Origin of the sequence: Streptomyces sp. NPDC057623, assembly GCF_042800355.1 — a bacterium.
GTDB lineage: Bacteria > Actinomycetota > Actinomycetes > Streptomycetales > Streptomycetaceae > Streptomyces.
The window spans coordinates 164,429-178,114 of the sequence record NZ_JBHVGZ010000013.1; the positions used below are offsets into that span (position 1 = coordinate 164,429).

Annotated in this window: 12 protein-coding genes and 1 pseudogene; 5 read left to right on the plus strand and 8 right to left on the minus strand. The window is 71.9% G+C overall.

Annotated features, from left to right (window positions below; genetic code table 11):
- Window positions 1-112: 112 nt before the first annotated feature.
- The 4 genes from ACFU95_RS16680 to ACFU95_RS16695 form a co-directional block, all read right to left on the minus strand.
- Window positions 113-550, minus strand: a complete 438-nt coding sequence (locus tag ACFU95_RS16680) for a DoxX family protein (protein WP_383827768.1) — start codon at window positions 548-550, stop codon at window positions 113-115.
- A gap of 90 nt (window positions 551-640) precedes the next feature.
- Window positions 641-2,617: an FAD/NAD(P)-binding protein gene (locus ACFU95_RS16685; RefSeq protein ID WP_383827770.1), complete on the minus strand. Its 1,977-nt coding sequence runs from the start codon at window positions 2,615-2,617 to the stop codon at window positions 641-643.
- Between the two features lie 170 nt (window positions 2,618-2,787).
- The gene (locus tag ACFU95_RS16690) at window positions 2,788-4,428 is read right to left on the minus strand and encodes an alkaline phosphatase D family protein (RefSeq protein WP_383827772.1); all 1,641 of its coding nucleotides are present in this window, start codon (window positions 4,426-4,428) and stop codon (window positions 2,788-2,790) included.
- A gap of 87 nt (window positions 4,429-4,515) precedes the next feature.
- Complete coding sequence (locus ACFU95_RS16695; RefSeq protein ID WP_383827774.1) at window positions 4,516-5,160, minus strand: HNH endonuclease family protein; 645 nt, start codon at window positions 5,158-5,160, stop codon at window positions 4,516-4,518.
- A 399-nt stretch (window positions 5,161-5,559) separates the two neighbouring features.
- On the opposite strand from ACFU95_RS16695, the gene ACFU95_RS16700 reads away from it, so the two are divergent.
- Both ACFU95_RS16700 and ACFU95_RS16705 read left to right on the plus strand, forming a co-directional pair.
- On the plus strand, window positions 5,560-6,147 hold the full coding sequence (locus ACFU95_RS16700) for a TMEM165/GDT1 family protein (RefSeq protein WP_383827776.1): 588 nt from the start codon (window positions 5,560-5,562) through the stop codon (window positions 6,145-6,147).
- 212 nt (window positions 6,148-6,359) lie between these two features.
- Window positions 6,360-7,046: an HAD family hydrolase gene (locus ACFU95_RS16705; RefSeq protein ID WP_383827778.1), complete on the plus strand. Its 687-nt coding sequence runs from the start codon at window positions 6,360-6,362 to the stop codon at window positions 7,044-7,046.
- A gap of 162 nt (window positions 7,047-7,208) precedes the next feature.
- Here ACFU95_RS16705 and ACFU95_RS16710 read toward each other — a convergent pair whose 3' ends face one another.
- A complete protein-coding gene (locus ACFU95_RS16710; RefSeq protein ID WP_383827780.1) occupies window positions 7,209-8,213 on the minus strand; it encodes a peptidoglycan-binding domain-containing protein in 1,005 nt (334 codons plus the stop codon).
- A 216-nt stretch (window positions 8,214-8,429) separates the two neighbouring features.
- Here ACFU95_RS16710 and ACFU95_RS16715 point away from each other — a divergent pair, with 216 nt between their 5' ends.
- Window positions 8,430-10,487 carry an MDR family MFS transporter gene (locus tag ACFU95_RS16715; RefSeq protein WP_383827782.1) on the plus strand — a complete coding sequence of 686 codons (2,058 nt, stop codon included), beginning with the start codon at window positions 8,430-8,432 and terminating at the stop codon, window positions 10,485-10,487.
- 443 nt (window positions 10,488-10,930) lie between these two features.
- Here the strand turns inward: ACFU95_RS16715 and ACFU95_RS16720 are convergent, their stop codons facing one another.
- The gene (locus tag ACFU95_RS16720; RefSeq protein WP_383827784.1) at window positions 10,931-11,422 is read right to left on the minus strand and encodes a GNAT family N-acetyltransferase; all 492 of its coding nucleotides are present in this window, start codon (window positions 11,420-11,422) and stop codon (window positions 10,931-10,933) included.
- Between the two features lie 4 nt (window positions 11,423-11,426).
- Entirely contained in the window at window positions 11,427-12,062 is a 636-nt protein-coding gene (locus ACFU95_RS16725) for a dihydrofolate reductase family protein (RefSeq protein ID WP_383827788.1), read from the minus strand.
- Between the two features lie 120 nt (window positions 12,063-12,182).
- Here ACFU95_RS16725 and ACFU95_RS16730 point away from each other — a divergent pair.
- Together ACFU95_RS16730 and ACFU95_RS16735 are read left to right on the plus strand one after the other, a co-directional pair.
- Window positions 12,183-12,910 (plus strand): annotated as a pseudogene (locus tag ACFU95_RS16730) (hypothetical protein).
- Window positions 12,911-12,915: 5 nt separating this feature from the next.
- Window positions 12,916-13,218: a hypothetical protein gene (locus ACFU95_RS16735; RefSeq protein ID WP_383827789.1), complete on the plus strand. Its 303-nt coding sequence runs from the start codon at window positions 12,916-12,918 to the stop codon at window positions 13,216-13,218.
- Here ACFU95_RS16735 and ACFU95_RS16740 read toward each other — a convergent pair.
- Window positions 13,207-13,647, minus strand: coding sequence for a DUF1992 domain-containing protein (locus ACFU95_RS16740; RefSeq protein WP_383827791.1), 441 nt, complete (start codon window positions 13,645-13,647; stop codon window positions 13,207-13,209). The genes ACFU95_RS16735 and ACFU95_RS16740 overlap by 12 nt on opposite strands.
- Between the last annotated feature and the right edge of the window lie 39 nt (window positions 13,648-13,686).

Sequence of the window (13,686 nt, forward strand, 5' to 3'; positions counted from 1 at the left end):
TGTGTTCGGCACAGAATTTTCACCCGGTGCCGCCTGTAGGGGGAGAGGGGGGGGAACCCGCACCCGCGTGAGCTCCGCGGGTGCGGGCGCCGTCGTTCAAGCGCCGCGACTGTCAGACGGCCACCGGCGTCTTGTCGGCCGCGGTCCGGCCCTGCGTCTCGGAGCGCTTGGCGAACAGCCGGTCCAGGCCGAACGCGCCGGAGCCCGTGAAGATCAGCAGGAACATGGCCCAGCAGTACAGGGCGGCACCTTCGCCGCTGTTCTCGATGGGCCACAGCGCCTGCGGCTGGTGGACCTTGAAGTACGCGTACGCCATGGCGCCGGAGGATATGAACGCGGCGGCGCGCGTGCCGAGGCCGAGCAGGACCAGGCTGCCGCCGACGAGTTCGATCACTGCGGCGTACCAGCCGGGCCAGGTGCCGGCCGCGACGGTCTGGCCTCCGAAGGAGCCGAAGAGCGAGCTGGCGCCGTGGCAGGCGAAGAGCAGGCCGACGACGATGCGGAACAGGCCGATGGCGTACGGCTGGGCGCTGTTAAGGCGTCCGGTCATGTGGGGGACTCCTCGGTCTGGGGTTCACCGGTCCCTATGGGGAACGGTGTGGGGACGGATACCGATCGGTAGCCCACACGTTAGGTAGCCCTAATCAACACTTGCAAGTTCAACATTCGGCCACGCTTCGGCCTCGGAATCCCCATGTGTCCCCCCGGTAACCGCACGTAGCGCAGCTCTAGCCACCGCGTCCGCGTCCGAAAGAGTGACCGAATCCACACCTGGCCGCGCCCCCGCAGCCGTCACCCAGTGCACACCCTCCGTAGGCACACCGAACGCGAACCGCCGTGCGTGCGCCTGCCCCTGACGGTCGATCAGGTGGTACGGCCGCTGTGTCACATCCACCCCTCCCGTCTCGTGACCGTCGACGGTGTGCGGGCGGCACTGCCCGGTCCTCAGCAGCCGGGCCAGCAGGTCGTCGGCGCTCCGGCGCAGGTCGGGCTCCGGCAGCCGCGCCTCGACGAGGGCCGTCGCCCGCACCGCCGAGCCCGGCACGTCCGGCGAGTGCGCCACCCAGGCCCCTTCCTCGCCGCGCACCTCCAGCCGGGGTCCGAGCACCTCCACCACACCCGCCTCCACCAGTGCCACCAGCTCCTCCACCCGGCGCCGGGGCGGTCCGATGGACAGGAAGGCGTTGAGCGGGGTGTACCAGCGGTCCAGGTGATCCCGGCGGGAGGCGCCGGTGAGGCCACCGTGGTCGACGATCAGCCGGAGTTCGTTGCGCAGGTCACGCAGCACGTCCAGGGCGGACTTCAGCGGGCCGCGCAGATTGCCCCGGGCGGCCTGTGCGGCGTCCTCGCGCAGATACGCCAGCAGCCAGTCGCGCCACTGCCCGGGATCCGCGAACTCGCATCCCGTGTACGGCCGGGAGATCCGGTCCCAGCTCCAGCGCTCACGCTCCGGTACGCCGAACTCCGCCAGCAGGCCCGCCTCTCGGGGGTCGCGGTGGGGGATCGCGAGGAAGCGCTCCACGAACTCCGGGACCACCGGCCGCCGCCGAGCCCCCGCCGCACGCGGTATCAGGGGGAGCAGCGCCGCGTAGTACACCGTCTCCACCTCCTTCGCCACCAACGGCCATATCTCCGCCAGGAAGTCCGGCGCCTCGCCCGAGTCCGCGCGCTTGCGGAAGCCGGCGATCACTTCGGGCGTCAGGACCAGCGGGAGATGGCGGCCGTACGGGCCCTTCGCGTTGTCGCCGCGCGCCTGGTGCGGGATGCCGCGTCGCGAACCGGCGTACAGGCGGGGCTCGTCGCCGGAGGGGAGGTACCGCAGGCCCTGGCCGTCCCCGGTCCGCGCGAAGCGGCCGCCGCGGCCCGTCGTCAACAGGGCCATGTGGTCGAAGAAGTTGAGGCCCAGACCGCGCAACAGCACCGGTTCGCCGGGGGCCAGGGCGGACAGGTCGACGTCGGCCGGGTTCGCGGGGGCCACGTAGCGCAGCCCGTGGCGCCCGGCATACGACGCGAGGCGGCGCTGTGTCGCGTCACCGGCCGTCGGCAGATGCCCCTGGGCCAGCACCACGGCGGTCAGGCCGGGCAGGACACGGCCGTCGTCGAGGGTGAGGACCTGGCTGCCGTCGGGTGCGTCGTCGAGCCGTACCGCGCGGGCCGCGTACGTCTCGACGCGCACGGCGGGCGGCGCCGCACCCACGACCCGCGCGAACACCCACTCCAGGTACCGGCCGTAGCGGGCGCGGGTCGGGTACTCGTCCGGGCCCAGCTCACCGGCTGCCCAGTCGTACAGGCTGGGGCCGGGCCGGATCGGGCCCGAGCAGTCCACGCTGTCGTCGGTGAACAGCGTGACCTGCGAGGCGACCGTGTTCATCAGCAGCTCGGGTGACTGCGCGGTCCGCCACACGTGCCCGGGGCCGGGCGGGGCCGGGTCGATCACGTGGACCGTGAGGCGCGTCCCGGGCGGGAGGAGTTCGGGAGCGGAGGCGCAGAGGCGTTCCAGGACGCTGGTGCCGCGGGGGCCGGCGCCGACCAGGGCGAGGGAGGCCGTGGCGGCCTCCGGGGCCGGTGCGGAGGGCGGTACGGTCAAGGGGGTGACTCCCGGGCGTGTGGGGCGCATTGGAGCGGACCGTCGAGCGGAAGCGGACGGTCCGGCTCATCATGCCGCCGGGAGCGGGGCTGACCGAGACCGGGGGTGTGTGAGTGCGGGACGGCGGCCGCGCGTGGTGCCGGGCCGCGGGACCAGCCGCACGTGACCCGCGGCCGCCGTCGCACCGGACCACCTCACGCTCACGGCGCGAGTTCCGACTCCACCACCGTCCTCAGCCGCGCCCCGCCTCCGCGCGCCTCCCTCGCCTGCTCCAGCCGCAGCCGCGCCGAACGCCCCCTCAGCGTCAGGGTCATCAGCTGGTTGCCGAACCACGGGCCACCCGTGCGGCGCCAGTCGACAGAGGGCTCGGGACAGCCGCCGTGTCCCGCGAAGCGTCGGCCGAGTACCCGGGCCACCCCGCTCCAGCCGAAGCGGAAGCCGAGCCGGATCGCCAGGTGGATGGCGTTGTGGACGGGGGAGCAGGTCAGCTGGAAGACGCGGGCGTCGGGGCCCTCGCCGGCCGGCCACGCCGGTTCGGCCACATACGCGTGATGCACGTCCCCGGACAGCACGCACACCGTCGCCGGCGCCTGCGCGCCCGACCCGGCCTCGGCGATCAGCGCCGCCAGCGCGTCGAAGGACGCCGGGAACGCCGCCCAGTGCTCCAGATCGGCCCGCCGCCGCAGGTTCTCGCCGAACCGCGCCCAGCGCTCCCCGCGGTCGCCCCGGCACAGGGCCGCGTTCCACGCCTCGGCGTCGTGCACCAGGTGCGGCAGCAGCCACGGCAGGGACGTACCGATGAGGAGGTGGTCGTACGAGCCGCGCGCGTCCAGCGCCTGCTCGCGCAGCCAGCGCGCCTCGCCCGGGTCGAGCATCGAGCGCGCGCCCTCGTCGAGCACGCGCGCCGCCCGGGTGTCCACCATCAGCAGCCGTACGCGGCCGAAGTCGCGCCGGTAGCTCCAGCGGACGGAGGACGGTTCGGTGTCCGCCTCGCAGGCGAACGAGCGCAACAGGTCGGTGCCGTCGGGGGTTTCGCGTACGGCGGCGTAGAGCGGGTCGGCGGCCAGCTCGTGCGGCGCCAGGTTGCCGAGGTGCTGGTGCACCCAGTACGACATCAGTCCGCTCAGCAGCCGTTCGCGCCACCACGGGGTGGCCCGCATGTCGGCGAGCCAGGCCGCGGAGGTGTTCCAGTCGTCGATGACGTCGTGGTCGTCGAAGATCATGCAGCTCGGCACGGTGGACAGCAGCCAGCGGACCTCCGGGTCGAGCCAGGACTCGTAGTACAGCCGGGTGTACTCCTCGTAGTCCGCGACCTCGTCGCCCGGCGGCTCGCTCAGGTCGCGCCGGGCGGCCAGCCAGCGCCGGGTCGCCTTGGAGGTCTCGTCGGCGTAGACCTGGTCGCCCAGCAGGACCAGCACATCGGGCCGTTCGCCCGCCGGGTCGGCCGCGATCCGGGCGGCCAGCGTGTCCAGGGCGTCCGGGCCGACGGGGTCCTTCTCACCGGCGGGCGGCGCGGCCCAGCGGCAGGAGCCGAAGGCCAGGCGGACGGTGTCGCCCTCGGCGGGGGTGCGGATGACGGAGGGCGGGAACGGGGTGTCGGGCAGCGGCCACACGCGCAGGCCGTCGAGGAAGACCTCGTACGCGGTCGTCGCCCCCGGGGTGAGACCGGTCACCGGCACGAGGGCGTAGTGATGCCCGGCGATCTGGAAGGTGCGGGTGGTGCCCCGGGCGCCGTCCGCACCGCGCACTTCGGCGGTGCACGGACGGCTCGCCTCGACCCAGACGGTCGCGTACGAGCCGTCGGCGTACCTCAGCAGCGGCCCCAGGCGCAGTTCGGCCACGTGATCACCCTCCTCCGTCGCCCCGTACGGTACGGAACGACGAAGGTGGGCGGGGAGGTTCCGCAGGTCACGGTTTGCCGAACTCCGTCAGCAGCTCGCGAGGTAGTTCGTGAGGGCGGACTTCTCCGCCGAGTCGACCGAGAGGCCGTAGTAGTACTTCACCTGGACCCAGGCGCGGACGTAGGTGCAGCGGTACGAGCTGACCGACGGCATCCACTCGGCCGGGTCCTGGTCGCTCTTCGCCTGGTTCACGTTGTCCGTGACGGCGATCAGCTGCGGGCGGGTGAGGTCGTTGGCGAACGACTGGCGCCGGGCGGTGGTCCAGCTGTCGGCACCGGAGTCCCAGGCTTCGGCCAGCGGGACGAGGTGGTCGATGTCGAGGTCGGAGGCGGCGGTCCAGGTGGCGCCGTCGTACGGGGAGAACCAGCTGCCGCTGGTGGCGGCGCAGGCGGAGTCCTGGACGACGTTCGTGCCGTCGCGCTTGAGGACGACCTCGCGGGTGTTGCAGGTGCCGGACTGGGTGATCCAGTGCGGGAAGAGGTCGCGGTCGTAGCCGGTGCGGTCCTCGGTGGCCACGGTGAGCTGGGCCAGGTAGCCGCGGGCGGTGGCGCCGCTGACGGGGGTGGGGAGCGCCGCGGAGGCGGTGGGGGCGTTGAAAAGGGCGACGGAGGCTATGAGGCCGCTGAGGGCCGCGAGTATGCTGATCCGTCGACGCGCGTAGAACTTCGACATGCGAACTCCCTTGGGAGGTGGGGGTGTTGGCGTGCGGGCGATGGAATGCTCGCGGCGCCGCATTGCGGGGAGGTGTGCGTCGGGTAAGAAGTTAATGACGCGCTCATGACACGACAAGGTTGAGGGTGTGACTTTCTTCCTGTGAATCGGTCGAGGGCGTCCCGTACGATGGGCCGCGCAGAAGGGGAGTAGCTCTTCGCCGGACCGTCGACATACTGCTCAGCTCGTCTGAGCCGGCGCCCGGAGGCGGACCTCGTTCACGGGGTCGGCCAGCGAGACCTTCGGCAAGCAGTGCACGCCCGTGTCGTCAGACACAGGTGCTACGTGTGCTGCCGTGCCGAGGTGTCGCAGCGCAGTTGCATCGCTCTCGGTGGGGCAGCCCCGACCGATTGAGGGACCTTGATCAGCTTCACCGTGACGGCCGTCGTCTTCGGCGTCGTCTTTCTCGCCGAACTGCCCGACAAGACCGCGCTCGCCGGACTCGTCCTCGGTACGCGCTACCGCGCCTCCTACGTCTTCGCGGGCGTCGCCGCCGCGTTCGCGGTGCATGTCGCCCTCGCCGTGGCGGCCGGCAGTGTGCTGACGCTGTTGCCGCAGCAGATCGTGCACGCGGTGACGGGCGTGCTCTTCCTGGGTGGCGCGGCGGTGCTGCTCATGGCGAAGGGCGGGGCCGAGGGTGACGAGGAGATCCGCAAGCCGGAGAACCAGTCCTTCTGGAAGGTGTCCGGGGCCGGCTTCATGCTCATCCTGGTCGCCGAGTTCGGGGATCTGACGCAGATCATGACGGCGAACCTCGCGGCGCGTTACGACGACCCCCTGTCGGTCGGGATCGGTGCGGTGCTGGCGCTGTGGGCCGTGGCGGGGCTCGGGATCCTCGGCGGGAAGGCGCTGATGCGTCGGGTGCCGCTGCGGCTGATCACCAAGGTGGCGGCGGCGCTGATGCTCGGGCTGGGCGTGTGGAGCCTGTGGGAGGCGGTCTCCGGGTGAGGCGGGCCGCGGAGGCGTTCGGTGCCTGAGCCGGGTGCCGGCTGAACTGTCGGTGAACGGTTTCTGGAGGCGGTGGCGCGATCGGGATCGATTTTGTACCGTGGAGGAACAAAGTGGCTCCCGCCCGTTTTCCCTGACCGGCGGGCGGGACCACCTTGTCCTCCCGGGGGCCACCCCTGTACACCCCCGCGCCCCTCGCCCTGGAGCTGCCGATGTCGGCCACCCCCGTGCCCGCCGCGCCCACCACGCCCGCTGTCCTCACCGCCCGTGCCCTCCTGCTCGACATGGACGGCACCCTCGTCGACTCGCACGCCGCCGTGGAACGGATCTGGCGCCGCTGGGCCGAGCGGCACGGGCTGGACGGGGACGAGGTGATGAAGGTCGTGCACGGGCGACAGGGGCACGCCTCGATGGCCCTGCTGCTGCCCGACCGGCCGACGGAGCAGAACCACGCGGACAACGCGCGCATGCTTGCCGAGGAGACGGCGGATGTGGCGGGCGTGGTGCCGATTCCGGGGGCCCCTGAGTTCCTGGCCTCGCTGGAGGGGCTGCCGCACGCGCTGGTGACGTCGGCCGACGTCGCGCTGTCCACGGCGCGGATGGCTGCCGCCGGGCTGCCGTTGCCGGATGTGCGGGTGACCGCGGAGTCGGTGGGCGCGAGCAAGCCCGATCCGGAGGGCTTTCTGAAGGGGGCGGCCGGGCTGGGGGTCGCGCCGGAGGACTGTGTGGTCTTCGAGGACTCGGCGGCCGGGATCCAGGCGGGGCGCGCCGCGGGGATGCGGGTGGTGGGCGTCGGGCCGCGGGCCCGGTTCCATGGGCCGGATGTCGCCGTGGCCGATCTGCGGCAGGTTCGGGTCGAGCCGGGCGCCGGAGGCGAGGTCCGGCTGTACGTCGCCTGAGAGCCCGGGGCTCGGGGTTCGACGGCGGCCGCGGGTTGTGGTGGGTTGCTCGCGCAGTTCCCCGCGCCCCTTTGGGCAGGGGTGCGGGGAACCGCGCGACCAGTACGGACGGCCCGCAGTCGCCGTCGAATCCGCAGCCCCCGAGCTATGGGGCGAACCGTGTCACGGCTCGGTCGTCTCCGACTCCAGCCGCTCCCGCGTCGCCAGGTCGTACACGCCGTACTCCTCCGGCTGCACCCCCCGCGCCCACTGGTACCTGTTCACCGCGTCCTCGACACCCTCGTTGTAGTTGCCCCTGGCGTCCCTCGTGTAGAGGCCCAGCTGGGTCAGGCGCAGTTCGAGTTCGGTGACCTCGGGGCCCTTGTCTCCGCGTTGGAGGGTGGGGGGCTCGGTCTCTCGCGCCGCGACGGACTCCTCCTGGGCGTCGGCGGCCTCCGTGGGTGAGGGGGCGGTGGTCGTCGGTTCCGTCGTGGGGGACGGGGTCGGGGGCGTGCTGGACCGTGACGGGGACGGGGAGGCGGACGCGCTCCCGGTGGGCGGCGGGGATGCCGGGAGCGGTGCCGACCGCGTCGCCGTCTCCGTCGGGACGGGAGACTCCGACGCCTCGCTGGTCGACGGGGCCGGGACGCCTGCCCGTACGTCGTCCGGCAGCGCCGTGTCCCGGGACGGCGTCTCGTACGCGAACAGGCCGCTCGCCAGACCCGCCGCCGCGATCACGGCCACGAGCGCGCCGCCCGTGCCGAGCAGGACCGTGCGGGTGCGGGTGGGGCGGTGGCGGGTCGCCCGGTCGGGAGCGTTGTCCCGGGTGTCGTCCTCGGGCGTGTCCGGCTCGAACAGGCTCAGGTCCCGTGTGCTCGGTGCGGAGGGCGGTGCCGGTGCCGGTGCTGGGGCCGCGGCCGGTGGTAGCGGCCGCAGGGTTATCGTTTCGTCGCTGCGGGGACCGGGGTCGGTGTCGGCACTGTCGCCGTCGGTCTCCAACTCCACGTATGGCCGTATGCGCAGCGGATCGAAGTCCTCCGCCGCGGCCGCCTCCGCCGTGCGGGCGTCTCGCAGGGCCTCGGACGCGCGTCGGCCGCAGCCGCAGGACGGGGTGTTGTCGGCTCCTCTCGGCGTGCCGCACTCCGGGCAGGCGTGGCCGTCGCGGCCTGTCGGGCCTTGGTGGCCCATCCGGCCTTCCCGGCTCCCTCGGTCTTCCGGACCCTTCGCGCCCGTCCGCTCTGTCACGCCTTCGTCCCTCCCCCTCGCGGACTCCCCAGATTATGCAGACGTCTTTCACGTCGCCTCCGTAACCCCCGGAAGGACCGCTTCCAAAGGGACTCGACAGGCCATAACCGGGCATAGCGATCATGCTGGGGGAGGTAACGAGACCGTCGGGAGGTCTACATGGCCGGGGACGCGCACGGCAGGACGGGACATGTGCGTGACGCGCAGCCCCCGAGGCGCGGAGCCGAGGCGCACGAGAACGTGCCCGGCAACGTCCTCGTCTCCATCGGCGCGCTGCTTCTCGGCATGCTGCTCGCCGCGCTCGACCAGACCATCGTCTCGACCGCACTGCCGACCATCGTCAGCGACCTCGGCGGCCTGGAGCATCTGTCCTGGGTCGTGACCGCGTATCTGCTGGCGTCCACCGCGGCGACTCCGCTGTGGGGCAAACTCGGTGACCAGTACGGGCGCAAGCGGCTCTTCCAGATCGCGATCGTGATCTTTCTCGTCGGCTCGGCGCTGTGCGGCATGTCGCAGAACATGGCTCAGCTCATCGCCTTCCGTGCCGTCCAGGGGCTCGGCGGTGGCGGGCTGATGGTGCTGTCCATGGCGATCGTGGGGGACATCGTCTCGCCGCGGGAACGGGGGCGGTACCAAGGGCTGTTCGGTGGCGTGTTCGGGGCGACGAGTGTGCTCGGGCCGTTGCTCGGTGGGGTGTTCACGGAGCATCTGAGCTGGCGGTGGGTGTTCTACGTCAATCTGCCCGTCGGAGTCGTCGCCCTGATCGTCATCGCGGGTGCCCTGCGCATTCCGCGGAAGTCGACGCGGCACGTCATCGACTATCTGGGTACGTTTCTCATCGCCTCCGTCGCCACCTGTCTGGTGCTGGTCGCGTCCCTCGGGGGGACCACGTGGGGGTGGGGGTCGGCGCAGATCGTCGGGCTCGCGGTGCTGGGCGTGGTGCTCGTCGGCGCGTTCGTCGCTGTCGAGCGGCGGGCCGCGGAGCCTGTGCTGCCGCTGAAGCTGTTCCGGGTGCGGACCTTCTCGCTGTCCGCTGTCATCAGCTTCATCGTCGGGTTCGCCATGTTCGGCGCGATGACCTACCTGCCGACGTTTCTCCAGGTCGTGCAGGGTGTCAGTCCGACCATGTCCGGTGTGCACATGCTGCCGATGGTCGCCGGGATGCTGCTGGCGTCGACCGCGTCCGGGCAGATCGTCAGCCGTACCGGGCGCTGGAAGGTGTTTCCGGTCGCGGGGACCGGGGTCACCACGCTTGGGTTGCTGTTGCTCCACCAGCTGGAGGTGGACAGCTCCACCTGGGCGATGAGCGTCTACTTCTTCGTGTTCGGGCTGGGGCTCGGCCTGGTCATGCAGGTGCTGGTGCTGATCGTGCAGAACGCCGTGTCGTACGAGGACCTCGGCGTCGCCACCTCCGGGGCCACGTTCTTCCGGTCCATCGGGGCCTCGTTCGGCGTCGCCATCTTCGGCACGATCTTCGCCGGTCGGCTCGACGACAAGCTCGGGGAGGCGTTTTCGGGGGTTCGGCTTCCGGCCGGGGTCTCGTTGGCGTCGCTGGAGGCCGATCCGCGGGACATCGCACGGTTGCCGGGCGACCTGCGGCCGGCCGCGCTGGACGCGTACGCGTCCTCGATCACCGATGTGTTCCTGTACGCCGCGCCGGTCGCCCTGCTGGGGTTCGTGCTGGCCTGGTTCCTGCGGGAGGACAAGCTGCGGGGGTCGGTGACCGCGCCCGATGTCACCGAGACGCTGGCCAGCAATCCCGTCGAGCGGTCGTCGTACGACGAGGTGTGCCGGGCTTTGTCGGTGCTCGGGACGCGGGAGGGGCGGCGTGAGATCTACCGGGAGATCACCGAGCGGGCCGGGTACGACCTGTTGCCCGCGGCCAGTTGGCTGTTGCTGCGGATCAAGAAGTACGGGTGGGCGGAGCCGGCGCTGCTCGCCGAGCGGAGTTCCGTGCCGTTGCCGGTGATCCTCGATGCCGCTCGGCAGGTCGAGGTGCGGCGGCTGGCTGTGCGGGAGGGGCTCGACCTGGTGCTGACCGATGAGGGGCGGGAGGTGGCCGAGCGGTTGGCGCGGGTGCGGGAGGCGTCGTTGGCCGAGTTGTTGGGGGACTGGTGGGGGCCGGATCGGCCTACTGATCTGGTGCAGTTGGTGAAGGAGCTGAACGAGGAGTTGTGCGGGTCGGAACGCGAACAGCCGGGTGCCTCCGGCGGTTGACCAGGGTTTCTGCGGGGGTCTGGGCTGGGTTGCCATGTGGGCGGCGCCAGTGCGGGTTCGGGTGCGGGTTCGGGGGTGGATGCCTGCGGCGCCTGTGCGGGTTCGGTGGGGGCTCGTGGAGCGCGGGGGCGTGAGGTTGTGGGTCGGGGACGCGTCGGGGGGTGTCCGTCCTCGGTCCGGTGCGTTGGGCTTTTGCCAGGAGGTGCCGAGCCTTGACACCGGACTCTGCGGGCGGACACCCCCCGACGCGTCCCCTTGCCGCCGTTCGCGGCTGCCGGGCCTGTGGGGGTGCGCGCCATCCCCCGACGACGCCCCTTGCCGCCGTTCGCGACTGCGGGCCCGTGGGGGTGCGCGCCATCCCCCGACGACGCCCCTTGCCGCCGTTCGCGACTGCGGGCCCGTGGGGGTGCGCGCCATCCTCCGATGCGTCCCGGGGGTGGGTGTCAGTGCAGGGGCTTGGTGAACCAGTGTTCTGCGTAGGTGTCGTTGTTGTGCGGGGGCGTTTCCTGGTAGCCGAGTCTTGTGTAGAGGGCGCGGGCCTCTGTCAGGTCGTGGCGGGTGTCGAGGATCATGCGGGTCGCGCCCAGGGTTCGGGCCGCTGCTTCGGCGGCCTGGACGAGGAGGGGGGCGCCGCCCTTGCCGCGCATCGGCTCGTGGAGGAAGACGCGGGTCAGTTCCGCGGTTTCCGGGGTCAGGAGTCTTACGCCTGCTGAGCCTGCCGGGACGCCGTCGTGCCGGGCCACCAGCAACTGGCCGCTCGGGGGCCGGAGTTCGTCGCCGGTGCGGGCGGCGATCTCGCGTTCCAGTTCGTCCGGAGCCGTACGGCGTCCCTCGTGCAGGAGGTAGTAGCGGTCGCTGACCTCCGTGTAGTACGCCCGCCAGAGCGCGGCTGCGGTGGGGGAGTCGGGGGGTTCCGGGGTGATGGTCCAGGGCATTGGGTCATTCTGCGGAGCGGGGGCGGGTGGCGCGCAACCGGATATGTGTGGCTTCCGGGGCGTCCAGTACCTGCGTCTTTCGCCATTCGACGGGCTGGTCGCCGATGTTGTCGAAGAGGCGGTGGCCGCCCTCGCCGGTCAGGACGGGTACGACGTGGAGGAGCAGTTCGTCCAGCCATCCGGCGCGGATGAACTGCTGGACCAGGTCGGCCCCGCCGGCCAGGGAGACGTCCTTGTCCCCGGCCGCTTCGCGGGCCAGCGCCAGGGCGTGTTCCGGGCCCTCGGTGACGAAGTGGAAGACGGTGCCGCCCTCCTTGGTCAGGGACTCGCGGGGGGTGTGGGTCACGACGTACACCGGCATGTGGAAGGGCGGGTTGTCGCCCCACGGCACCTCGCCGGTGAGGTACATGGTGTGGCCCATGACGACCGCGCCGAGGCGTTTGATCCACGCGGCGACCAGATCGTCCTCGGGGCCCTCCGCGCCGCCCTTGACGCCTTGCTCCCTGCGCCAGCTCCGGAGGCCGAAGACCCACTGGTGCAGGCGTTCGCCGCCGATGCCCAGGGGGTGTTCGCGGCCTCGGTCGGGGCCCGCGACGCAGCCGTCCAGCGACATGGAGATCTGTGCGATGACGTCACTCATGGTTCTTCTCCGTGGCTTGGCCGAGTTGGTGCCTTTCACCCTTACGCCGATCGGGGGCGGGCCGGATCGACACGCCGGGGGTGGCCGTTTGAGGTGCGTTCTGGGGGCAACCCGGCACACATGTCCACAGGTGTGATCATTTTGATCGTGATGGTGGCGGTCGTCGTCGTGCTCGGCGCGGCCGTCCTGGCTCCGCGTGCCCGGGGTACGCGGAGCGGTCGAGGTCTGAAGCGGCGCTTCGGGCCCGAATACGACCGGGCCGTGGCCCGGCACGACGGGGACGCCAAGGCCGCCGAGCGTGAACTCGCCTGGGGGCACCTCCCGCTCGAGCGTATTCGAGAGTGGGGGAGGGTGGAGCGCACGGCGGGCTGCGGGAGCGGCCGTTGGCGCCGGAGGAGACCGAGCGGTTCGAGGCGCGCTGGACGGCGGCTCAGGAGCACTTCGTCGACTCGCCGAAGGAGGCTGTCGACGAGGCGGACCGGCTGCTCGCGGACCTCGCGCAGGCACGCGGCTTCCCGGACGGCGCGCAGTACGAGGAGCAGCTGTCCGCCCTGTCCGTGCACCACGCGCACCAGGTGCAGGGCTACCGGCACGTGCACCGCGTCGCCCACACGCCCGTGAGTGACGGGCGAGGGCCGGCAGGCGAAGGCCGGGCGGCGGGTACCGAGGAGATGCGCGAGGCCATGATCGCGGCCCGGGGTCTGTTCGAGGAGCTGACCGGGCCGGTCGGGCGTCGGCGTGGGGACTCGCGGGAGACCCGTGAGCCGCGTGAGTCGCCGAAGGGCTCCGGTGGGCATCGTGGCCATCTGCCGTGGGGCTTCACCGGGCGTCACGCGAAGGGGAGTTGAGGGGCATGACGGACGTGACGACAACCGGGAGCGACGTGAGCGCGCTCTTCCCGCATGAGGAGGCCGACAAGTTCGGGCTCCAGCTCCAGCACGCGGTCTCCGGATTCGTGGACGGCCCCCGGGCCGCCGTCGAGGAGGCGGACCGCGTCCTGGAGGAGCTCGCCGCCCGCTTCAGCGAGGCGGTGACCCGGCGTCGCCGTACTCTGCGCGGGGCCTGGCAGTCGGCGGACGAGCAGGCCGACACCGAGCAGCTCCGGCTCGCGCTGCGTGACTACCGGGAGCTGGCGGAACGGCTGCTACGCCTCTGACCCACCCGGCACATCCGACTCGCCCGCCGTCCGGCGCCTCTCCCGCCACTCCCGTACGACCTGTTCGACGTCGTACGGCTTGCGGCCCAGGGGAGGGCCGGGCGGCGGCTTCAGGAGCATGTCGCGGATCCTGGCGTTGACGTCCGTGATGATCTTCCGCACCGTCCGTTCGGACGGGGCCGCGTACGCCGCCGTCAGCGCGTCCTCCGCTTCCTTGCGCAGGGCGAGCGCCGGGGGCAGGACCGACAGGCCCTCGCGGGCCATCTTGCGTCTGACCCACCACAGTTCGTCGTAGGGGGATTCCAGGTCGTCGGGGAGCGGTTTGCCGGCTCCGGGCAGTCCGTCGAAGTCGCCGCGCGACTGCGCGTCGTGGATCTGCCGGTCGACCCAGGACTCGAACGGGACACCGGGGGGCTTTCGCTCGGTCATGAGTTCATTGTGCCGGACGCGGCGGTGCCGGGCGATTTA

Bases quoted from the DNA above. Each gene is read 5' to 3' on its own strand.
- ACFU95_RS16705 (WP_383827778.1), top strand. From the start codon at position 6,360: ATGTCGGCCACCCCCGTGCCCGCCGCGCCCACCACGCCCGCTGTCCTC.
- ACFU95_RS16715 (WP_383827782.1), top strand. From the start codon at position 8,430: ATGGCCGGGGACGCGCACGGCAGGACGGGACATGTGCGTGACGCGCAG.
- ACFU95_RS16685 (WP_383827770.1), bottom strand. From the start codon at position 2,617: ATGCGCCCCACACGCCCGGGAGTCACCCCCTTGACCGTACCGCCCTCC.
- ACFU95_RS16735 (WP_383827789.1), top strand. From the start codon at position 12,916: ATGACGGACGTGACGACAACCGGGAGCGACGTGAGCGCGCTCTTCCCG.
- ACFU95_RS16740 (WP_383827791.1), bottom strand. From the start codon at position 13,647: ATGACCGAGCGAAAGCCCCCCGGTGTCCCGTTCGAGTCCTGGGTCGAC.
- ACFU95_RS16725 (WP_383827788.1), bottom strand. From the start codon at position 12,062: ATGAGTGACGTCATCGCACAGATCTCCATGTCGCTGGACGGCTGCGTC.
- ACFU95_RS16710 (WP_383827780.1), bottom strand. From the start codon at position 8,213: ATGGGCCACCAAGGCCCGACAGGCCGCGACGGCCACGCCTGCCCGGAG.
- ACFU95_RS16680 (WP_383827768.1), bottom strand. From the start codon at position 550: ATGACCGGACGCCTTAACAGCGCCCAGCCGTACGCCATCGGCCTGTTC.
- ACFU95_RS16720 (WP_383827784.1), bottom strand. From the start codon at position 11,422: ATGCCCTGGACCATCACCCCGGAACCCCCCGACTCCCCCACCGCAGCC.
- ACFU95_RS16695 (WP_383827774.1), bottom strand. From the start codon at position 5,160: ATGTCGAAGTTCTACGCGCGTCGACGGATCAGCATACTCGCGGCCCTC.